Here is a 23,487-nt window from a genome sequence, read left to right as displayed (position 1 = left end):
GAAACATTGATAAATGTTACAGACTTCTGCAACCAATTTATTATCAAACCGTTACCAAAAAAAGAAGTTTCCCTACGTCTGATCCTAGTCGTACCGTTTATCTTGCAAATCTTTGCTGCTGTGGGCCTCACAGGTTGGTTGTCAGTACGCAACGGACAAGAAGCTGTTAATAATGTCGCCACTCAACTCCGCAGCGAAGTTTCCGAGCGCATCAATCAGAAACTCAACGAATATTTAGAAGCTCCCCATCTAGTCAATCAAATCAACCTAAAAGCAGTGCGACTAGGCTACCTTAATGTTAAAGACTTGGCAAGCCTAGAGCGCTACTTCGGACAGCAAGTACAACTATTTCCTACCGCAGGCTCCATTATGTTTGGCAGTCAAAAATATAATGGGTTTATTGGTGCATTAAAACCCAAAAAAGATGCCTTGCAAATCATGGAAGCAGGTAAACTTACAGGAGGTAGTATTCGATTTTATGATATCACCAAGAGCGGAAAACGGATCGCTCTAGTTCAGGAAAAAGCCAACTTCAATATCGAGGCAAGACCTTGGTACGTGGCCGCCGTGAAAGCAGGTAAACCAGTCTGGGGTGAAGTGTTTTCCTATCATGCTTTCCCAGAAATGGTGTTGCCGGCTAGCGTTCCTCTAATTGACAATAACGGAGAAGTGATTGGGGTATTTGCAGACCATTTTTTCCTCACCCAAATTAGTGACTTCCTCAAAAGCATAAAAATCGGTCGCTCCGGTCAAACTTTTATCATTGAGCGTTCGGGACTAATCGTTGCTAGTTCTACCCTAGAACAGCCATTTTTAGTAGAAAATGGGCAAGCGAAACGCATCAATGCAGCTAACAGCAACGATCCTTTATTGCGCTCTGCTATACAGCAATTACAACAACGCTTTGGCGACCTCAAACATATCGACCAGCGAGAACAACTTGACTTTTGGCTTGATGGTAAACGACAATTCTTGCAAGCACTGCCTTATCAAGATACTCGCGGTTTAGACTGGCTAATCGTAGTGGCTGTTCCTGAAACAGACTTCATGGAACAAATTAATACTAATACCCAAACAACAATTTTATTATGTTTGGGAGCTTTGACATTAGCTACCATTTTTGGCATCTTAACCGCACGCTGGATTACTAACCCAATTCTTCATTTAAGTGCAGCTTCTAGAGCGATTGCTAGTGGAGACTTAGACAACAATGTGGAAATTAAAGGTATCAAAGAACTAGAAGTTCTCGGTCAGTCTTTTAACCTAATGGCACAGCAGTTACGAGAATCTTTTAAGGCGCTCGAAAAGACAAATTCAGAACTAGAAATTCGTGTAGAAGAACGTACCGCCCAACTCACAGAAGCTAAAAAAAATGCTGATGCCGCCAACCAAGCTAAAACCGAATTTTTAGCAAATATGAGCCACGAATTGAGAACTCCCCTCAATGGCATTTTAGGCTATGCTCAAATCTTGCAAAGATCGAAAACGATGGCTCCGAAAGAACTCGAAGGCATCGACATCATGCACCAGTGTGGCTCCCACTTACTAACCCTGATTAATGACATCTTAGATCTGGCTAAAATTGAAGCACAAAAATTAGAGCTATACCCCAAAGATTTTCATTTTCCTTCCTTTCTGCAAGGAGTAGCAGAAATCAGCCGCATTCGAGCCGAACAAAAAAGTATTACCTTTGTTTATCAACCAAGTTCTGAACTAGCTACTGGCATCCACGCTGATGAAAAACGCTTGCGTCAGGTACTTCTTAACTTACTAGGCAATGCAATTAAATTTACTGACTCAGGAGCGGTAACTTTTAAGGTAGAATATCTGGAAGTTGTGACAAATGAAGGAGTACAAAACAATAAGCAAAAGCCCCTCTCGCGCATCCACAAAATCCGCTTTCAAATAGAAGATACTGGCGTTGGGATGACACCAGACCAATTAGATAAAATATTTTTGCCATTTGAACAGGTAGGAAATACCAAGCGTCAGGCGGAAGGAACGGGACTAGGTTTGGCAATTAGTCAGAAAATTCTGCAAATGATGGGTAGTAAGATTCAAGTGAAAAGCCAGTTAGGAGCAGGAAGTGTTTTTTGGCTAGATTTAGACTTACCTGAAGCGCTAGATTGGGCGAATACAGCCACAATTGCCAAAGGAGGGAAAATTATTGGCTACAAAGGTAAGAAGCAGAAAATCTTAGTCGTCGATGATAAATGGGAAAACTGCTCAGTCATTGTCAATCTGTTGGAACCCCTTGGATTTGAAATCATAGAGGCTAAAAATGGCCAAGAAGGTTTAGAAAAAGCAGCGGAGTTTAAATTCGATCTAATCATCTCTGACTTGGTGATGCCAGTGCTAGATGGCTTTGAGATGATGCGCCGCCTTCGCCATTCGCCAGAATATAAAGATGTGGTAATCGTTGCCTCATCTGCTAGCGTATTTGCTACTGACCAGCATAAAAGTTTAAAGGGCGGAGCGAATGATTTTCTCGGTAAGCCTGTGCAGGCAGAGGAACTATTTGAGATGTTACAGAAGTATTTGAAAATTCAATGGATTTATGAAGAAAGACAGCAGGAAGAAGTAAGCGTTATGTCCCTTTCCTCTGCTCCTCCATCGGTTTCTGTCTCTCTAGTTCCTCCCCCCAAAGAGGAAATTGAGATCCTGTTTGAGTTGGCAATGAAGGGCAACCTCAAAGAAATTCTCAAGCGTAGCGAACAGCTAGAAAAGTTGGATGAGAAATTTATGCCCTTTGCTATAGAGTTGCGCCAGTTAGCCATGAGCTATCAGGTCAAAAAAATCAAAGAGTTGATTGTATCCTACAGAGGAGAAAAATAGGGAGTGGCTTCCTGGTTGCCATCGCCTTTAAAATTAATATAGTTCTTAAACGCGATCGCAGAATGCCCAACTCACAGATAACTATTACTGTTAAACTCTTCGCCGTTTACCAAGAAGTCTACGGTAAGCCGGAATTACAGTTAGAAATTCCCTCACAAACCTCTGTCTCTCAAGTCTTAGAACGTTTGATCGCAGAACATCCCAAATTAGAACAGTGGCGCGATCGCACTCGCTTTGGAGTTAATCTGGAATTTGCCACACCTGAAACTATCCTCCAAAACGGCGATGAAGTCGTCCTTATCCCTCCCGTCAGTGGCGGTTAAAAGAGGGGCTAGGGGCTAGGGGCTAGGGGCTAGGGGCTAGGGGAAGAAGGGGAGAGGGAGATGGGGGAGATGAGGGAGATGGGAAAGAGGGGAAGAGAATCAATGGTTTGGGCTATAAGCGAGTGCCCTAACTGTCTTGGCGGTTGCTATAATCACCTAAATTGCTGAATTTATTAGTAGTAGATGGGAGAGTGAAAATTAAGATTGGATGAGAGATTCAGGAAACCTGCTCCAACTCTCCCTGAACACAGTTAACAGTTAACCGTTAACAGTTAACAGTTAACCGTTAAAAAATCAAACCTTCGCTTCCAAAGACTTAAGAAACTCAGTATTTACCCCCGATTCCCGCGTCAGAGAAACCTTACCAGTTCGAGCAATTTCTTTAATGCCAAACTTATTTAACACCTGAACAATTGCCACCATTTTACCCGGATCGCCCACTACTTCCAAAGTCAGGGAATCTTCGCCAATATCCACCACTCTTGCTCTAAAAATTTGAGCTAATTCCACAATCTCCGATCGCGTCGCGCTAGTAGCATTAACCTTCATCAACATCAATTCTCGCTCGACACAAGGAATTTCCGTTATATCCTGCACTTTCAGCACATTAATTAACTTGTATAGCTGTTTAGTGAGTTGTTCAATAATCCGGTCATCTCCCGGTACTACCATCGTAATCCGAGAAAACCCGCCTTGCTCCGCCGGGCCAACAGCCAAACTCTCAATATTAAAACCCCGACGGGCAAATAAACCAGCAATTCGAGTGAGGACACCCGCTTCATCTTCAACCAAAACCGAAATAGTATGTTTCATTTTCCTATCAAGACTTGCTGCGTGCGGTTCTGTTGAAGCCAATCTGCACAACCATTTTACCTGCACGTAGTTATTTTATCCTGAGTGTTGACACTCCCACCCCTTCGGGGGTGATGGTTGCGGTGCGGTTAAATTCTGTCAATAGTCAGGTGAGCGCTGCTAATACAATATTTCTCACGCTGTAATCTAAGTAAGGTGGGTGCTGGGTAAGATGGGCGCTGCTAATATAATATTTCTCACGCCAGGGTCTAGTCCTAGCAGCGCCCACCCTACAGACTACAGACTGCTATTCGTACCAGGAGGGAATTTGCAGCGCCCACCTACAAAATGCAGCTTTAAACAGGTGTTTCCGACTTCACCTCACCTGCCCCCTCCTTAAACACGATTCGCAACAGCGGAGGCGCTAAAAACGTTGTGAGGATGACCATCATAATAATCGCAGCTTCCAAAGGTGGTGAGATTACTCCACTGGCAGAACCGACTCCTGCAAATACTAAACCAACTTCGCCTCGCGGAATCATACCAACGCCGATCGCTAAACGATTAATATTCCCTTGACCCCAAACTGCTGCACCAGTAACAACTTTGCCCAAAATCGCAACTACAATTAGGAAAATTGCGACGATCAGACCTTCTCGATTAGCTGGAACTGCTGGGTTAAGTACACCCAAATTAGTTTTAGCACCAACGCAGACAAAGAAAACAGGCACCATGACATCTGCGATCGGTTCTATTTGCCTTTGTAGTTCTTTGCGTTTATCTGTTTCGTCAAAGACTAAACCAGCAGCAAAAGCTCCTAAAATTGCTTCTAAGTGAATAGCAGCACCAATGTAGGAGAGCATAAAGGCGAAAATTAGGGCAGGAATTACCAATCCGCCGCGAGTTTTAATTCGATCTGAGATCGCCACAAAGGATTTATTGAAAACATTTCCTAGCAGAATTGCCCCCACTAGAAACACAGTGGAACTGATAATCAGATAAATGACATTCGTCACATCTACTTCACCAGTTTTAGCCAAACTAGCCACCACAGCCAGCACGATGATACCTAAAACGTCATCAATTACAGCCGCGCCAACAATAATTTGACCTTCCTTAGAAGTGAGTTTACCTAATTCAGATAAAACCTTGGAAGTAATGCCAATACTTGTGGCCGTTAAGGCTGCACCTGCGAAAATTGCGGGGATAGCAGGTACTCCAAACAGCGTCATCAAACCCACAGTACCCGCAGCAAAAGGTACTGCTACTCCTACAAAAGCGACAATGGTTGCTTGGGCTCCCGCTGCTAGTAATTCCTTTAAATTTGACTCCAAACCTACTTCAAACAGCAGGATAATCACGCCCAATTCTGATAAGACGGAGATGACTTCACTCTGGAGTTGAAAAGTCGCCCCTGCTGCATCGGGGCTCAAACCAGCAGTTAGCTGAAGAAAGTCCATGATTATAGAATCAGAACTATTTACCCCTCCTTCGGGAAATACCAGCAGGTGTAAGGCGGAAATTCCTACAAGTACGCCGCCAACTAATTCGCCTAATACAGGGGGGAAACCTAGCGCATTAGATAACTCGCCGCCAACTTTGCTGGCAAGGTAAATCACAACTAAACTCAAGAGCACTCCTGCAAGTACCATTGAGGGTTCTGCCTCTGTTGCTGTGGCCAGCAGAGGCGACAACAAAAATTTTGGGGTTAACGAGGTTAGCCAGGTAATGGAAATTGCCATTAGTTCCGCAGAAATGCAACCTGTTTAATTTATCAGGAATATTGCCTATTAAGAGTTACTGGTTAACAGTCAGTGGTTTCAAGGACAACCGGCTGGGGTCAATACCTGGCGATCGCACCTTTTCTGCTCATCTTTGGGCCAGATGTTCCGCCTTTTGGGTTCTCTGTCGCTGCTGCTGTCCCTTAGTTTCTGGATTTGGCGATCGCATCACGCTTTGTAATCCCTAGCCCCCAACCCTAACCCCTTCTTACCCCTAACCTCTTCTTCCCCTAGCACCTACGTAGGGTGATGTTCTTGTATGGGGTAAATTGTTGTTGCTGTTTCGGTGGTTCTACTGTTGGCTCTGGATTGGCTAATTTCACGACTAAATGGCATAACCAATCAGGCGCGATCGCTACTGGCACATTGACGGGTGAATTTATCCATTTATTTGTGCGATCGCAACTCTCAACTGGGCAATATAAGTTCCGCGAAGCTTCACTTATTCAAATAAGCATTACTTATCACCCTAACTAGGAGAGAAGGAACTGAAGTTATAACTTTCCCAGAAAGTCTGTTTAATCCAAAAGTTGTCAAGGCGATCGCCTCACTTCAAAAAGCCGATCGCCTTAACAAGCTGTTCGGGCTGCACCTCCAAACGGTTTCTGGTTTGCGATCGCATGGGTTGGATGCGCCATTTCAGGGGGCGCATAGTGTTTTTGTGGCATTTAGTCGATTTTAAAGGTAAGCGATCGCTCTGCATGAGCATTCTGGCAGCCCGAAAAAAATACTCTTCCACTTCGCTTTTTTGTAAAGTCCGGTAAATAGCAATCTTCAGAGATACATTTATACTGCCTAGAAATTAACAGCCGAATGGATGAAGTGGATGGTGCGGCACTGCCAACAGAAGTCGAAACAGTCGCCTTTATGAATTGCGTGCGAGGGTAACGGCTTGTAGAAGACCAGTAATATGATAATTTGACAATAAATTATTTGCAGTAAGTTGATGAAACAGGGTGGCATTCTATTCTGGAGTTTTAGCAGCATAACCTTGTGCTACTTGGGCCAAGCTAATCCGACAAGAGCGCAAATTGTCCCAGACGCAACTCTACCAGTCAATTCCACTGTCACCCCTGCTGGCAACACCCTCTCGATCGCAGGAGGAACTAGAGGCGGTGACAACCTTTTCCACAGCTTCAAAGAGTTTTCCGTCCGCACAGGCAGCACAGCCTACTTCAATAACCCCCTAGATGTTCAGAATATCATCACGCGAGTGACAGGAGGCTCGATTTCTAATATTGACGGCATCCTCAAAGCCAACGGCACTGCTAACCTATTTCTCCTCAACCCAAACGGCATTATTTTTGGCCCCAACGCTAGCTTAAATATTGGTGGCTCCTTTTTGGCGAGTACAGCGAGGGCTATCAAGCTGGCCGACGGGACAGAATTTAGCGCGATCGCTCCCAATCAAACTTCCTCTTTGCTCAGAGTAAACGTACCCATTGGCTTGCAATACGGTTCAAATCCCGGCAGCATCGTCAATCAATCTAGGGCGATCGATAGCAACGGTCAAATTGTCGGACTCCAAGTTTTACCTAGCAAAACCATCGCGATCGTAGGTGGCGATGTGAGATTAGATGGCGGAAATTTGCAGGCTCCGGGAGGTAGAGTTGAGTTGGGCAGCTTAAGGGGAAGGGGAACAGTTGGGATCAATTGGGATAGTAATAATCTAAGTTTAAGCTTTCCAGATGAGGTAGCGAGAGGCGACGTATTTCTGACAAACGGTGCCACAGTAGACGTGCGTGCTGGCGGCGGCGGTAGCATTGCGATTAGTGTTCAGAATTTGAACTTGGCAGGAGGGAGCAGGCTTTTAGCAGGCATTAAGTCAGGGGTAAGCGCGGCTGGCAATCAAGCAGGAAATATTGAAATTAACGCTACAGGAGCTATTTCGTTTGACGGAGTGGGCAACGACGACGAATCCACAGGCGCGTATAACCTCGTTGAATCCGAGGCGATTGGTGAAGGCGGTAGTATTAACATTACAACCGATAGCCTTTCTTTAACAAATGGAGCGCTCATTAAAGCCAGCACTTTAGGACAGGGAAACGCTGGTGATGTGAATCTCCACATTCGCAATGCCACCTCTTTTGATGGCGCAGGTAGCAACAACATCTCCAGCGGCATTTACAGCAGAGCGGAAGCGAATGATGCGATCGGCAATGGAGGGAATATTAATATTTCCAGTGGTTCTGTGGCGATGACAAATGGTGGTTTAGTTACAGCCAGCACTCAAGGACAGGGTAATGCAGGTAATATCAATCTTTTTGTCCGCGATCGGACAATCTTAGATGGGTTAGGGCCCTTGCAAGAGATTACTTTGCCAGATGGGGAACTACTTCAATTTCAACAGTCCTCTGGCGTGTATAGCAGCGTCAAGCTGACAGGGGTTGGCGATGGAGGAAATATTAGCATTTCTACTGGTTCCCTTTCAGTCACGAATGGTGCTGTAGCGATCGTCAGAACTGAAGGGCAAGGACGATCTGGCAATATTGTGGTGAACGCTGCTGATTTCGTTAATATTGATGGCGTAGGCTCCGACTTATCATCAAGTGGATTGTTCACTCCAACAGAATCAAAAGGAACGGGTCAAGGCGGAGATATTACAGTAAATACAAATAATTTTCGAGTCTCAAATGGAGCAGTCGTTAATGCCCAAACCCTAAATAATAGCGATGGGGGCAATATTACTATCAATGCTAATAGGTTTGATGCTACTGGTGGCGGACAGATAATTGCGACCACCGGCAGTAGCGGACGAGCGGGAAATTTAACAATTAATGCCGCTGACAAAATTCTTATCTCCGGTATAGATCCCAATTTTGACCAGCGAGTTTCCTTGTTTGGTACAAACATCATTGGCAATAATGAAGGTTCTCCTAGCGGTTTATTTGCTAGTACGGGGAAAGATGCTACAGGTGCGGGGGGAAACTTGAATGTTCAAGCAGGGCAGTTGATTGTTCAGGATGAAGCCCAAGTTACTGTCAGCGCTGACGGTTCAGGATCGGCAGGTAATTTGATAGTAAATGCGGACTCTATTCGCTTGGATAATGGAGCGCTGAAAGCGACAACTTCTGCTGGTAATTTTGGTAATATTCGCTTACAAGCTCAGGACTTGCAACTACGCCGAGGCAGTAACATTACTACTAACGCTAGAGGTTCAGCTACAGGTGGTAATATCACCATTGATACAGGAGTCTTAGCAGCATTAGAAAATAGCGACATCAGCGCGAATTCCGAAGAAGCTAGAGGGGGACAAGTATTTATTAACGCACAAGGTATTTTTGGTACGGAGGGGCGATCGCAACAAACCCTAAACAGCGACATTACCGCCACTGGGGGAACCCCTGAGTTGAGCGGTACAATAGATATCCAAACGCCTGATATTAACCCCACTTCTACCTTACTCGTTTTGCCACAAACTCCTGTAGATGTTGCCAGTTTAATCGATCGCCGCTGTTCGACAGGAAACCCGCAAATCAGCAGATTTATTAATGTTGGGCGCGGCGGCCAACCACCGAGTCCCAGCGAACCACTTAACAGTAGTGCAGGTTGGGTAGATGAGCGTCAAATTACTAGAAGTACAGAAAATTCTTCAGTCGTCAATGGCAATTCTGAAAACAGTAGCGATCGCCTTGTGGAAGCTCAAGGATGGGTAATTAATGCTAGCGGTCAAGTGGAACTTGTCGCCGATGCACCTGTCGTTACACCCTATAGTTTTTGGTCACTCACACCCACTTGTAATGGACGAAAAGAACCACTTAATTAGTAACCAAAAACTTTTTTATAAAAAACATGGCAAGAAAAAAAACTCTATTTTCACGCAGCGTGCAATCCCTTCTAAACCATCTATTTTTAGGAGCATTCATAGCTTTTATTTGTGTTCTAATAGGTCAATTTAACAATGTAGGTTTATCACCTGTTTCTGCCTCAAATGTGTCTGAACAACTACGTAGTAAAGCTCAGAATCTCATAGTCACGGGACATGAACAATTAGCATTAGGGAAAGCCGAGTTAGCGCTACAAATTTGGGAACAAGCTACAGAAGCTTACACGCAATTAGGCGACAAAGAGGGAATAGCTGGCAGTCAAATTAATCAAAGTATTGCTTTACAAGCATTAGGACAATATCGCCGTGCTTGTCATATTTTACTGACAGCCGTAAAGCTTGACTATCAAGATAATCTTGCCTGTAAACAGCCCAATGAAACAGACATTAAGAGTCAACAACAAAGGGAATTTCTGCAACAGGCTCTGGGAAAATTAGATACTTCTAAAGTAGTAACAATTGGATTGCAAAATCTCGGTGATGTTTTACGGATAATTGGCAACATAGATAACTCTGAAGAGGTTTTGAAAAAGAGTTTAGAAATGGCTAGAACATTGAATTTGTTTCCAGAAGTTAGTGTCGGTTTACTTAGCTATGGAAATACCAAACGAGGTTTTTACAACCGAATGCGAAATTCATACGAAAGAACAGAATTGTCAAGCGATAGAATAGATGCGATTGAAAAAGCCGAGCAATCTTTAAGATTATATCAAGAAGCAAGCGATGGTGCGACTGCAAACCAACTGCAATCAAAACTAAATCGCTTGAGTTTGTTAATAGAAATCGCAGATTGGTTAGAAGCAGAACTGAAGAGCAGAGATATCCCAGAAATTAAACGTAAACTAGCTCAATTTCAGTCTCAAATTCAACCTCAAGTTAATGAAATTTTTAACAGTTCAACTTTATTTTCAAACTTGCCACCAATTCAGTCAATTTATGCCAAACTTAACTTAGCGATTAGTTTGGGAAAGCTCAATCTCAAGCCCAACGAGCAATTAGTTGTGGCTATCCAATACGCCAAAGATGCCCTCCAGCAGGCTAAAGATTTAAAAAATCAACGAGCAGAAGCTTATGCTTATGGTGTCCTTGGCAAGCTGTATAAAGATGAACAAATAAATCAACTCTCTTTAGCTGAAAGTTCGACGGAAAAAGCAGTATATTTATCCCAATCAATTCAAGCTAACGATATTGCGTATAAGTGGCAATATCAGTTAGGAAATATTTACGAAAAAACTGGAAGGATGCCAGATGCGATCGCAGCCTATAATATTGCTGTGAATACTCTTGAACCAGTACGTCAAGATTTACTATCCATCAATCCCGACGTGCAATTTTCCTTTCGGGAGAACGTCAAACCAGTCTATGATGATTTAATTCGTTTGCTCTTGCAATCGGAACTCAATCAAGACAGACTTAAGCGAGTAACGGAAGTAATTGGACAGCTTCAATTTGCAGAATTACAAAATTTTCTACAATGTAGCTCTCTGGGCTTAATCTCGTTAAGTAAAGTTAATACTCTGCCCGATGCAGTCTTCTATATAATTGCCTTAGAAGATCAGAAAAAAGTTGAAGTTATTGTCAGCCTTGGCCAACCAAATAACTTGCCTCAATACCACTATTACAGTGTTGATTGGCAGGAATTTCAAAGTACAGTCAAAACTTTGCGAAGTACCCTACAAAACAAAAATTTTATACCTAATAACAACGCCTCTACAGATATTTTATCTAGTTCTCAAAAACTTTATCAACTGTTAATTGCTCCTGCTAAAAGTTATTTGCCAAAAACAGGCACATTGGTATTTGTACTGGACAGCGAACTGCAAAGTATTCCTATGGCTTTATTACAAGATGAAGACAATCAGTACTTGGTAGAAAAGTATAGCATTACCGTGAGTTTAGGCGCTCGCAGTCTGGAACCTAAATTTTTACCTTGGCAACAATCAAGAGTTTTAATTGCTGGCGTTAGTAAAGGGCCGAGTTTTAAACAAGAAGAACCCTATTTTGAGGAACTTATTAATATCAAACCTGAATTAGATGAAATTAGAAAAAATACAGTAAAAAGTGAAATACTTTACAATGAAGATTTTACTAAAGCGCGTTTTCAAAATAAAGTTACTACTTCTACATTTCCAGTGCTTCATATTGCGACTCATGGCATCTTCAGTTCTAACCCCGAACAAACAGTAATTCTAGCCCATGATACTCGGATTAATATTAGGCAATTAGACCGTTTATTGAGGGGTAGAACCGAAAGCAGCCGCGATATTATTGAGTTACTTGTCCTCAGCGCTTGCCAAACAGCAACAGGAGATAAACGAGCCGGTTTGGGTATTGCAGGGGTCGCAGTACAAGCAGGTGCTCGGAGTACGCTGGCAAGTTTGTGGAATGTGAGTGACAAATCTACTTCTTTGTTGATGGGTGAGTTTTATCGGGGTTTAAAGGCTGGTTTAACTAAAGCTGAAGCGCTGCGAAAAGCGCAAATTTCTTTCTTGAAAAACCCTGAGAATAAAGAAGGTTACAAGAAGTATGCTCATCCTTATTACTGGGCTCCATTCATTTTAGTGGGAAGCTGGCTTTGATTCGTCATTAAGGAGTTATACCATTACGTTTTTTGAGTAATTCATTAGTTTTATTCAGCCCGGCTTGTGCTGCTGCTAATTCTTTAGAATCTTGTGCAGTTGTTGCCAACCTGACTGCTATTTCATATCGAGATTTGGCAAAATCAATTAATCCTTGCCGCCGATAGAGATCACCTAAAAGACGATAAATTTTAGCTTTTTTACTGCCTGCTATTACCAATCCTTCCAGCATTTCTCGCATCTCAGCATTTAATTCTTTATCTTTGTAAATATCAGACAACAGAAATGCCTTCTCCTCTTTAGAAAAATTAGATTTATCTATTTTTTCAATAGCCTCTCTTAACTGTTCGATATCCTCTTTGCTCAACATTCTAAATTGTGCCGTTCCAGCTTCTATACGCTTCTGGGTGGCTTGACTCCTAGCTTCAACAATTAGTTTATATTTGCTTCCTGGTTGTAAAGCGGCTGCATCATCTGGATAAGGCATTTTAATTTCACCTAAATCCAATGTAGAGAAGTTATCAACAGTTCTTTCCCAGTCTAAGCCTGAACCTTTTATATCTCTCAAACGCACAGTGTAATTAATTGCACCGGGGACGGCGTGCCACGATATTGAAGGTTTGTCATTAAGCAAATTTGTCTCATCAAACGGGCTGATAATATAGGGAGTATTAGGGTTTGCAATAGAGCCGCGAGGATCTTCAGGACAGCCATTTTCGGGATCGCAATTTGTCTTTGTTTGTGAAATTAATACATTAACTTCGGAAGTGTTAGGAATTGTTTCTGCTAATAGCAGTGTTGTAGTCTGATTCCAATTTATACTGGCTAAGGTGAGACTTAGAACTAATAACCGTAATCCTAGAGCTAATGAAGTAGATATTTGACGTTTCATAACTGCCATGTTTGAATCCTTCAACTTAGCTCTCAGGAATTAACCGTTATTTTTACGCCAAAATTTACTTGTTGTAATATTTCTTAACATAATAGCTGTGATACGTTCTCATCTAAAATAGCACTAGCGAGCCTCATTGATGCGCTGAATTGCCATAGTTTGCCAAATCTTGACCTCCAGCCGATTTGGGGAGTTGCTGTCATCCAAGCAATTTTTCCAGGCTGCTAAGGCACTTTTTTTGTCACCCCGAACTTCTAATACCTGTGCTAACAAGCAGTAAGCATCTGTTCGCTTTGAATCTAACTGAATTGCCCGTCGCAAGTCAGTCTCCGCTTGGGCGTAGTCAGTTTGCATAAAACGTGCCCAGCCAAGGTTTTTGTATAAAGCAGATTGCACTTGAAGCTGGTTAGTTTTTTGTAATCCTTGCAAACTAAATTTAATAGCAGTTTCACTATCTCCCTGCAAAATTTTGAGGCGGGCTAAGTTACTAGCGGCATTCGCTGCTACATCTCTGTCTGACTGCATGACAAGTCGGTATTGAATTTCAGCTTTTTCAAAATCTCCTAAATCATCATAATACCCTCCCAAATTGTAGACAGCAACAGGATTAAAAGGGTTAATCTCCAGAGCTTTTCTATACTGATTTTCCGCACAAATAAAATCCTTTTGAGCTTTGCAAATCAATCCGATATTATTATGAATTTTAGAATCTTTGGAATTGAATTTTAAAGCTGTTTCATAGTAGTTTTTAGCTTGGTCTAATTCTTGAGATTGTTGAGCAATTAATCCCTGTTCGTAGTAGTGTTGAGCAATCCAGGGAAATGACAGTCGATAAATTCCTAGACCAAGAACTGCTAGAGTAATTGACAGACCAACTCGATGTTGAAATCTGCGAGAATTCACCAGCCACCACAGGCTTCGCACAAAGAGATTTTTTGCCGTTAAGTATCGCAAAATAGCAGTTATATCTCTGGGGCGGTCGGCTGGTATGGCAGCCATCAATTCATCAATAAAATCCGCAAATGGGGGTGAAACTTGCAAGGCTCGATCTCGCCAAACTAACTGACCTGTTGTAGGATTAATGGGTAGGTCAGTAGGAGCTTTACCTGTTAGTAAATGAACGAAGGTTCGCCCTAAAGCGTAGAAGTCTGATTGCGGTGTGGCTTTGCCATTAATTTGTTCGGGAGGGGTGTAACCTCCTGAAATAACTGTAGTAGCATTTAATCCTCCTCTCAAAATTGAGAGGTAAGTGTCTGTAATTCCCCTAGCTGTTCCAAAATCAATTAAAACTAATTGACCTTGGGAAGTTAGCATAATATTAGAGGGTTTAATATCGCGGTGGAAGAAATGGTTTTGATGTACTGCGTCGAGAATTTCTATTAATTGCCTCAGCCATTTGAGGGCGAGAGATTGAGAAATAGGTTTGTTTTGAGTTAGCCACTGCTCTAAATTTTGACCTTCAATTTTTTCCATGACTAAGCAGTGAAGTGTCTGGGAACTATGGCGGGGTGTAAAAGTGAAATAGCCGTCTATTTCTACTTTGGGAATTCCGGGATGATTTAGTTGCTGCAAAGTTAAGGCTTCCCGTTCAAACATCTCGACTAATTGGGAATTGCCATAGTTTAAAATTTTCATTACTCTCTTAGTTCCCCGATCGTAGACTTCAAAAATATCGGTGGAATTTCGGGAGTCTAGGGGACGTAGAGGTTTAATGAGTTGATAACACTGATTAATAAGCAAGGGAGTACCACAATCTTGACAGCACTCTAAGTTGTCAGGATTTTGGCGATGTTTGCAGTCAGGGTTTATGCAGTAGCTCACATAAAAAAGTAGGTTAAGTTGTGTGTGTAATTTTTGTAGGGGCAATCCCCCGTGATTGCTATGTTAGTGTTAGGGCGGGTACGGGGACACCGCCCCTACAATTTCGGCGCGGATGAGAAATGATATTTTGTGACATATTTCTTAATAACTGGTTGTAAGGTAAAGAGGAATTCGTTTGTATCTTTGCTTTTGACTTTTTCGATCAGATACCTTCCTCCTAACGAGTCCAAGACTTCAATTAAGTCTGAAGTTGCTATTTCTTCTATTTTAGCTCGCAATTGTTGAAATGACAGGGCTTTGTCTTCCTTAGCCAGCCATTGCATGACTTGTTTTTCTAAAGCTGATAGTCGCTGGAATGGCTCGTCTAGGATTCCGGTATTGCTGACGGTAGTTTTCAATTTTACAAATTCACCAACGTCTCTGTTAAAGATATTTTCAATCGTTGCTGCAATCAGGTTTAAGTGTAAAGGATTGCCTCGGTAATGCTGAATTAGCTCTTGCCAAGATTGTTTTCCTGTTAAATTTTTCCCTAGTAATATTTGCTGAGCATCTTCGGGTTTCAATCCTTCTAATTTTAAGGAATGGATGGAGCGCGATGGATTTTCTAACAGGGAAATTTCTCTCAGTTTTTCTTGACTAATGAGAACTAAGCAGCTTTGATGCTGTTCTTCTGCAATTCGCCTAAAAAGTGCGCCATACCCTTCATATCCCTGAAGGTAGCGACCGTAAACGTCATTGCTGCGGAGGAGAGCTTGCACGTCGTCGAGTACCAGTAAGCAGCGGCGATCGCGCAAATAAGAAATTAGCTGTACGATTCTTTCATCTACTTTTTCTGACAGTTCGGGTTCGTGAGGATGAGATAGGGATTTAAGCAAATCTGCTAGTATACTTTCTAGGGGCGGGGCGTTGTGGAGACTTCGCCCAATGACACAATCAAAGTAGGATTGAATTTGTTGTGTTAGTTTGGTTAGAAGTGCTGTTTTGCCAATTCCTCCTAATCCGACGACTGCTATTAAGCGGCTGCTATCTCGGACAATCCACTGTTCTAATTGTGCTAATTCTTCTGCTCGGCCGTAGAAAATTGACACATCTATGACTTCACTCCAATCTATTCGATTTAAAATCTGGGAATTGTGAGTTGTGGAGGAAGTTGGCAACGGATTATGTAACGGATTTAAGGGATGAGTTGTTATTTGTAAATCTGAGTTGTTATCTGTCAAGCCCGTCTCAATTACCCCAATTTTGGGTTCTCTTTCGGAGGCGAGATGAGTTTGATAGAGGTTGTGGAGTAGCTGTTGCAGTTTGGCGAATTTGACTGGGCCTCGTCCTTCGATTTCAAATTTAATGTAAATTCTGCTGAGTCTTTTGCGAACTAAGTCCTCGCTGATGTCCAACTGGGAGGCGATCTCAGTGGTGGAGATGCCTGATAGTGAGAGGGACAGCACTTCTAATTCTGCTGGTCTGATGCCGCGCGAGGCGGCGATGCTTTGTAGGAACTCTTGGGAAATCAAAGCTTGTGCCTCGTTGTCATTCAATAGAGCCTACTATTATATTCGATGATGGCGTGGCGGTTAAGCTTCACCCTTTTGAGTGAAAATACTGGCACTTAATCTATTTGTACTAATATATTAAAGAGTTTAAAGATTGCTAATTAAGAGCCTCTAAGGAAAATGTCTGAAAGTAAATAGGTTTAATATAAAGTTAATGTAAAGTTGCTAAAAGTTACAATTTTCGCGCCGCTATTGTCATTCTCAGGACAAGATGGTAGGCTTTTGACATCTGGACAGCAAGTAGCGATTTGTCAACTTACCAGGATGGTTTGCTGCTGCGACAAAATTATTTTTAACTCTCCAACGCTTAAATCAATAAATTGTCCATAAATCCTCTTCTATTTTAAATTAGCTGGCGATCGCACTTCTTTGTCTGGCAAACGAGACCATGCTTTGTTGCGCTTATTGATTGGTTAAAAAAAGCAGAACCTTACTATAAAAAGAGTGCAAACACTATTAAAAGGTGGTTTTCAGAGATAGTAGGATATTTTGAACAAAGAACAAACAATGGAATAGTTGAGGGAATTAATAATAAATTAAAGCTGCTAAAACGCAGGGGTTACTTAAGTCTCCTCGCTTCATGAGCGTTAACTGCTTGCGATCGCGCGGAGCGCACTGCCGTAGGCAATCGCGTATTTTTACCTATTTTCTAGGATACAACGAGGCAAGAAAACACGCCCTAGCCCCTTCTTCCCCTAGCTCTGAGCATCCTAGCCCCTAGCCCCTAGCCCTGAGCATCGTAGCCCCTTCTTACAAAAAAACCTCTCCTAGCAGCTAGGAAAGGAGATCGGAAGCGACAGGCGCACTCCGCGCTTCCGACAGTCCAATATGGTTTAACAAGGTTTGTTGACTTGCCTGTTGTGTCTCTGATTATTACAGACCCAAACTTCAATGCTCAAGAGGGTAATTGCAATAGTCCACTTTTTATAAACTGGAAGGCGAGGGGAGAGGTAGGGGCGATCGCAGGATAGGGAGAATCGGGGAAGGGCAGAACAAACTGAATTTGATAATACCAGGGATCGGAATTGTCATCCACCTTTTGACAGAAGCAACCAGCTAGTACCTTAGTCAGATAATAGCAATAATATCATTCCCAAAAACTCATTAGAGCTAGGGGAAGACCTACCCTCGCCCCTACTGCAAACTATCAACTTTCAACATCAGGAAACCCCTTCCAACTCGCAAAAGGTAACATTTATGTCAACTGCACAGATAACCAAGGTCAATTCCGATAATCTTTATGCAAAACAGCTACTTAGAACCTTAGTCGCTGTCAAAAAAGGGGACTTTTCAGTTCGGATGCCTATAGACCAGACCGGTCTTGCAGGGAAAATTGCTGACACACTTAATGATGTTATCGAGCTTAATGAAAGAATGGCAGCCGAACTCGACCGGATTGGCACGGTTGTTGGTAAAGAAGGCAAAATCGCACAGCGGGCAACCATCGGCAATGCTGAAGGTTCATGGTCAGCTAGTGTCAATTCTGTCAATACCCTAATTACAGATTTAGTCCAGCCGACCTCGGAAACTGCTAGAGTAATTCGGGCGGTAGCTAAAGGAGATTTATCGCAAACTATAGCTTTAGAAATAGAAGATAGACCCCTAAAAGGAGAATTTCTTCAAACTGCCCAAATTGTTAACACAATGGTGGATCAGTTGAGTTCCTTTGCATCGGAAGTAACGCGGGTGGCGAGGGAAGTAGGAACTGAAGGGAAATTAGGGGTACAAGCTGAAGTGCGAGGAGTGGCAGGAACTTGGAAAGATTTAACAGATTCAGTTAACTCAATGGCGGGGAATTTAACAGCACAAGTGCGGAACATTGCGGAAGTGACAACCGCAGTGGCCAATGGCGATTTATCTAAGAAAATTACTGTAGATGTTAAAGGGGAAATTCTGGAACTGAAAAACACTATTAACATCATGGTGGATCAGTTGAGTTCCTTTGCATCGGAGGTAACGCGGGTGGCGAGGGAAGTAGGAACTGAAGGGAAATTAGGAGTACAAGCTGAAGTTAGAGGAGTGGCAGGAACTTGGAAGGATTTAACAGATTCAGTTAACTCAATGGCAGGGAATTTAACAGCACAAGTGCGGAACATTGCTGATGTGACAACTGCGGTAGCAAATGGCGATTTATCTAAGAAAATTACTGTAGATGTTAAAGGTGAAATTTTGGAACTGAAAAACACTATTAACATCATGGTGGATCAGTTAAATTCCTTCGCTTCGGAAGTAACGCGGGTGGCGAGAGAAGTGGGTTCTGAAGGTAAACTTGGCGGTCAAGCAGAAGTTAAGGGAGTAGCAGGAACGTGGAAGGATTTAACGGATAGCGTTAACTTTATGGCAGGTAGTTTAACAGCGCAAGTGCGGAACATTGCGGAAGTGACAACGGCGGTGGCAAAAGGCGATTTATCTAAGAAAATTACCGTAGATGTTAAAGGGGAAATTCTGGAACTAAAAAACACCGTTAACACGATGGTTGACCAGTTAAATTCCTTCGCATCTGAGGTAACACGGGTGGCGCGGGAAGTGGGAACGGAAGGGAAATTAGGCGTACAAGCTGAAGTGCAGGGAGTCGCGGGAACTTGGAAAGATTTAACGGATTCAGTTAACTCAATGGCGGGGAATTTAACAGCACAAGTTCGTAACATTGCTGATGTGACAACCGCTGTGGCAAATGGTGACTTATCTAAGAAGATTACAGTACAGGTTAAAGGCGAAATCTTAGAACTGAAAAACACCATTAACGTGATGGTGGATCAACTTAATTCCTTCGCATCTGAGGTAACGCGGGTGGCGAGAGAAGTAGGTTCCGAAGGTAAGCTGGGCGGGCAAGCGGATGTCCGAGGCGTAGCAGGAACCTGGAAGGATTTAACGGATAGCGTTAACTTTATGGCAGGCAGTTTGACGGCGCAAGTGCGAAATATTGCGGCTGTGACGACGGCGGTAGCAAATGGCGATTTATCTAAGAAAATTACTGTAGATGTTAAAGGTGAAATTCTGGAACTAAAGAACACCGTTAACACGATGGTTGACCAGTTAAATTCCTTCGCTTCTGAGGTAACGCGGGTGGCGAGGGAGGTAGGAACTGAAGGGAAATTAGGGGTACAAGCTGAAGTGCGAGGAGTTGCTGGAACCTGGAAAGATTTAACGGATTCAGTTAACTCGATGGCGGGGAATTTAACAGCGCAGGTGCGGAACATTGCGGAAGTGACAACTGCGGTGGCAAATGGTGACTTATCTAAGAAAATCACTGTAGATGTTAAAGGCGAAATTCTGGAACTGAAAAACACTATTAACATCATGGTGGATCAGTTAAGTTCCTTCGCATCAGAAGTAACTAGAGTTGCAAGAGAAGTGGGAACGGAAGGTAAATTAGGCGTGCAAGCTTACGTGCGGGGTGTAGGGGGAACTTGGAAAGATTTAACCGATAATGTTAACTTGATGGCGGGGAATTTGACGGCGCAGGTGCGGAATATTGCGGAAGTGACAAAAGCGGTGGCAAATGGGGATTTATCTAAGAAAATTACCGTCGATGTCAAAGGCGAAATTCTGGAGTTGAAAGATACTATTAACGTGATGGTGGATCAGCTTAATTCCTTCGCTTCTGAGGTAACGCGGGTGGCGCGGGAGGTAGGAACTGAGGGTAAATTGGGCGGTCAAGCTGAGGTGAAAGGAGTTGCGGGAACTTGGAAAGATTTAACGGATAATGTTAACTCGATGGCGGGCAATTTGACAGCACAAGTACGGGGAATTGCTAAAGTCGTGACAGCGGTAGCAAATGGCGATTTGAAGCGCAAATTAATGCTGGAAGCGAAGGGAGAAATTGCGACTCTGGCAGATACGATTAACGAGATGATCGATACGCTGGCGACATTTGCCGATCAAGTTACGACAGTGGCGCGGGAAGTGGGAATTGAAGGGAAATTAGGCGGCCAGGCGAAGGTTCCGGGTGCGGCGGGGACGTGGCGAGATTTGACGGATAACGTGAATGAATTGGCGGCGAATTTGACTACTCAGGTGCGCGCGATCGCAGAAGTGGCAATTGCGGTAACAAAAGGCGATTTAACCAGGTCAATTTCCGTCGCCGCTGAAGGAGAAGTTGCCATTGTTAAAGACAACATTAACCAAATGATTGCGAATCTGCGGGAGACAACGCAGAAAAATACTGAGCAAGATTGGCTGAAAACAAATCTCGCTAAATTCACTCGAATGCTACAAGGTCAGCGGGATTTAGAAACTGTTTCTAAACTAATTCTCTCGGAATTAACACCTCTGGTTTCTGCTCAGCATGGCGTTTTCTTTATGATGGACTCTGTGGAGCACGATCCCTTTCTGAAACTGTTAAGTACCTACGCCTACCGCGAACGTAAAAACTTAGGAAATAAATTCAATTTAGGCGAAGGTTTGGTAGGGCAATGCGCCCTGGAAAAAGAGCGAATACTGTTAACAGAAGTCCCGGATAATTACGTTAAAATTAGTTCGGGATTGGGAGAATCTACGCCGCTGAATGTCGTGGTTTTACCCGTACTATTTGAAGGACAGGTGACAGCAGTAATTGAGCTAGCTTCGTTCCGCCGCTTCAGCGAAATTCACTTAACATTCCTCGATCAACTCACAGAAAGTATCGCCATTGTTTTAAATACAATTGCGGCAAGTATGCGGACAGAAGAGTTGCTGAAACAGTCGCAATCTTTAGCAGAAGAGTTACAAGCTCAGCAAAAGGAACTCACAGAAACTAACAAGCGGCTAGAACAGCAAGCGCAGTCGCTAAGAGCATCTGAAGAACTGTTGAAGAGCCAGCAGGAAGAGTTGCAGCAGACGAATGAGGAACTAGAAGAAAAAGCAGAATTGCTAGCGCTGCAAAATCAGGAAGTTGAGCGGAAAAACCGAGAAATTGAACAGGCGAGGAGGTCGCTAGAAGAAAAAGCCGAACAGTTGGCTCTGACTTCCAAATACAAGTCAGAATTTCTGGCAAATATGTCTCATGAGTTGCGTACTCCGCTAAATTCGCTGCTGATTCTCGCCAGATTACTTTCTGAAAATACTGATGGCAATTTGACTCTCAAGCAAGTTGATTACACGCGCACAATTTACTCCGCAGGAACCGATTTGCTAGGGCTGATTAATGACATTTTGGATCTTGCTAAGATTGAATCGGGCACGATGTCAGTGGAAATCGAGCAAGTGCTATTTACTGACTTGCGAGATCATTTAGATCGCACGTTCCGCCAAGTTGCACAGGATAAGAAGTTGAGTTTTCTAATAGAGTTGAGCGGGGCAGTGCCAAAAGGTCTTTATACTGATGCAAAACGCCTGCAACAAGTTTTGAAGAATCTGCTCTCAAATGCGTTTAAGTTTACAGAGCGGGGTGAAGTAAAATTGAGCGTGGAAGTGGCGCGGGAAGGCTGGAGTTTAGAGATAGAAACTTTAACTAATTCGGCTACTGTTTTGGCTTTCTCAGTTAGCGATACCGGCATTGGTATTTCTCCTGAAAAACACAGAGTTATTTTTGAGGCTTTCCAGCAAGCTGATGGCAGCACTAGCCGTAAATATGGCGGCACGGGTTTGGGTTTGTCCATTAGCAGAGAGATCGCTAATCTATTAGGTGGAGAAATTCAATTGACGAGTCGCCCTGGTGAAGGAAGTACGTTCACGCTTTATATGCCCCAAACTTACCAAGAATCGCGGATGATGAATAACAGGACATTGGGAACAAATGACAGGCAAACCGCCCAATTGCCCTCTGCTAATTATTCAGTATTGCCTGTTATTTCTTCCGCAGCTACTTCCCCCAATTTCCAATTACCGGCACCTTACCCGTCGCCTTCCATCTCAGACGATCGCGAAAATATTGAGGATGGCGATCGCGTGCTTTTGATTATCGAAGATGATGTAAATTTTGCCCGCATTCTTTTGGATATGGCGCGGGAACATGGTTTTAAAGGTTTAGTGGCTTTGCGGAGCGATATCGGTTTGGTGATGGCGCGAGAGTTCAAGCCCACGGCGATTATGCTGGATCTAAATTTACCTGTGATGGATGGTTGGACGGTGCTCGATCGTTTGAAGCACGATCCGAATACGCGCCATATTCCCGTTCACATTGTATCCGTTGAGGAAGGGCGACAACGCGGTTTACAGTTAGGTGCGATCGCGTACCTCCAAAAACCTGTCAGCAGCGAAGCGCTGAGTAAAGCTTTGACTGATATTAAGGGTTTTGTAGAGCGGCAAGTGAAAAGTTTGCTAGTTGTCGAAGACGACGAAACGCAGCGTTTCAGCATCATCGATTTAATCGGGAATCACGACGTTTATACAACGGCAGTGGGGACTGGTGCAGAGGCGCTAACAATTTTGAATTCTGGACATTTTGACTGTATCGTTATGGATCTAGGACTACCAGATATGAGTGGGTTTGAGCTCATTGAGCTGATTAAGCAAGATGCAAATTTGAAAAGTTTGCCGATTATTATTTACACCGGAAAAGAGTTGAGCAGAGCAGAAGAAATTCAACTCAAGCGGATGGCGGAAACTATCATTATTAAAGATGTGCGATCGCCAGAGCGCCTGTTAGATGAAACGGCTCTCTTCCTGCACCGAGTCCAGGCAAATTTGCCGGAACCAAAGCGTCAAATGCTAGAGCAACTCTATCAAACTGATTCTACTCTCATTGGCAAAAAAGTCTTGATTGTAGATGATGACGTGCGAAATATTTTTGCTCTCACGAGTATGCTAGAACGCCATCAAATGCAAGTTATGTATGCAGAAAATGGTAGAGATGGGATTACTGTCTTGCAAAACTCACCTGAGATCGATATTGTGCTGATGGATGTGATGATGCCAGAGATGGATGGTTACGAGACCATGCAAGCAATTCGCAATATACCTCAATTTAGTTCGCTACCAATGATTGCTTTGACGGCTAAAGCTATGAAAGGCGATCGCGAAAAGTGTATCGACGCTGGTGCGTCTGACTACATTACTAAACCTGTCGATACCGAACAGTTAATATCACTGTTGCGCGTTTGGCTTTATCGATAATGGTTAGTTGTTAGTGGTTAGTTGTGAATTGTTGTTATGAGGTAGCGGTGGAA

At 43.2% G+C, this 23,487-nt stretch carries 13 protein-coding genes; 7 read left to right on the top strand and 6 right to left on the bottom strand.

The window, feature by feature from the left end; genetic code table 11:
* Window positions 1–6 precede the first annotated feature (6 nt).
* Both OSCI_RS03780 and moaD read left to right on the top strand, forming a co-directional pair.
* On the top strand, window positions 7–2,835 hold the full coding sequence (locus OSCI_RS03780; protein ID WP_007353536.1) for a hybrid sensor histidine kinase/response regulator: 2,829 nt from the start codon (window positions 7–9) through the stop codon (window positions 2,833–2,835).
* 62 nt (window positions 2,836–2,897) lie between these two features.
* Window positions 2,898–3,158 carry a molybdopterin converting factor subunit 1 gene (moaD, locus tag OSCI_RS03775; protein WP_007353535.1) on the top strand — a complete coding sequence of 87 codons (261 nt, stop codon included), beginning with the start codon at window positions 2,898–2,900 and terminating at the stop codon, window positions 3,156–3,158.
* Window positions 3,159–3,452: 294 nt separating this feature from the next.
* On the opposite strand, the gene ilvN is transcribed toward moaD, so the two are convergent.
* Together ilvN and OSCI_RS03765 are read right to left on the bottom strand one after the other, a co-directional pair.
* Entirely contained in the window at window positions 3,453–3,971 is a 519-nt protein-coding gene (gene ilvN / locus OSCI_RS03770; RefSeq protein ID WP_019487064.1) for an acetolactate synthase small subunit, read from the bottom strand.
* Between the two features lie 335 nt (window positions 3,972–4,306).
* Window positions 4,307–5,692 (bottom strand): cation:proton antiporter, encoded by a 1,386-nt coding sequence (locus tag OSCI_RS03765; RefSeq protein ID WP_019487063.1) that lies wholly within the window; start codon window positions 5,690–5,692, stop codon window positions 4,307–4,309.
* 348 nt (window positions 5,693–6,040) lie between these two features.
* Here OSCI_RS03765 and OSCI_RS29555 point away from each other — a divergent pair, with 348 nt between their 5' ends.
* Entirely contained in the window at window positions 6,041–6,208 is a 168-nt protein-coding gene (locus OSCI_RS29555; RefSeq protein WP_155523384.1) for a hypothetical protein, read from the top strand.
* Window positions 6,209–6,278: 70 nt separating this feature from the next.
* On the opposite strand, the gene OSCI_RS03760 is transcribed toward OSCI_RS29555, so the two are convergent.
* The gene (locus tag OSCI_RS03760; RefSeq protein ID WP_019487062.1) at window positions 6,279–6,470 is read right to left on the bottom strand and encodes a hypothetical protein; all 192 of its coding nucleotides are present in this window, start codon (window positions 6,468–6,470) and stop codon (window positions 6,279–6,281) included.
* A 207-nt stretch (window positions 6,471–6,677) separates the two neighbouring features.
* Between OSCI_RS03760 and OSCI_RS03755 the strand changes: the two genes are divergently transcribed.
* Window positions 6,678–9,497: a filamentous hemagglutinin N-terminal domain-containing protein gene (locus tag OSCI_RS03755; protein ID WP_007353530.1), complete on the top strand. Its 2,820-nt coding sequence runs from the start codon at window positions 6,678–6,680 to the stop codon at window positions 9,495–9,497.
* Between the two features lie 167 nt (window positions 9,498–9,664).
* A complete protein-coding gene (locus tag OSCI_RS03750; protein WP_007353529.1) occupies window positions 9,665–12,136 on the top strand; it encodes a CHAT domain-containing protein in 2,472 nt (823 codons plus the stop codon).
* Window positions 12,137–12,143: 7 nt separating this feature from the next.
* Here OSCI_RS03750 and OSCI_RS03745 read toward each other — a convergent pair whose 3' ends face one another.
* From OSCI_RS03745 to OSCI_RS03735, 3 genes are all read right to left on the bottom strand, one after another.
* Window positions 12,144–13,037: a hypothetical protein gene (locus OSCI_RS03745; protein ID WP_007353528.1), complete on the bottom strand. Its 894-nt coding sequence runs from the start codon at window positions 13,035–13,037 to the stop codon at window positions 12,144–12,146.
* Between the two features lie 114 nt (window positions 13,038–13,151).
* On the bottom strand, window positions 13,152–14,849 hold the full coding sequence (locus OSCI_RS03740; protein ID WP_007353527.1) for a protein kinase domain-containing protein: 1,698 nt from the start codon (window positions 14,847–14,849) through the stop codon (window positions 13,152–13,154).
* A 95-nt stretch (window positions 14,850–14,944) separates the two neighbouring features.
* Window positions 14,945–16,384, bottom strand: coding sequence for an NB-ARC domain-containing protein (locus tag OSCI_RS03735; RefSeq protein WP_019487059.1), 1,440 nt, complete (start codon window positions 16,382–16,384; stop codon window positions 14,945–14,947).
* Window positions 16,385–16,746: 362 nt separating this feature from the next.
* On the opposite strand from OSCI_RS03735, the gene OSCI_RS28190 reads away from it, so the two are divergent.
* The gene (locus OSCI_RS28190; RefSeq protein WP_407635881.1) at window positions 16,747–16,983 is read left to right on the top strand and encodes a transposase; all 237 of its coding nucleotides are present in this window, start codon (window positions 16,747–16,749) and stop codon (window positions 16,981–16,983) included.
* Window positions 16,984–17,596: 613 nt separating this feature from the next.
* Window positions 17,597–23,434: a HAMP domain-containing protein gene (locus OSCI_RS03730; RefSeq protein WP_007353523.1), complete on the top strand. Its 5,838-nt coding sequence runs from the start codon at window positions 17,597–17,599 to the stop codon at window positions 23,432–23,434.
* Window positions 23,435–23,487: the final 53 nt, after the last annotated feature.

It is taken from the genome of Kamptonema sp. PCC 6506, assembly GCF_000180455.1.
GTDB lineage: Bacteria > Cyanobacteriota > Cyanobacteriia > Cyanobacteriales > Microcoleaceae > Kamptonema > Kamptonema formosum.
This window is presented reverse-complemented; position numbering and strand designations above follow the sequence as displayed.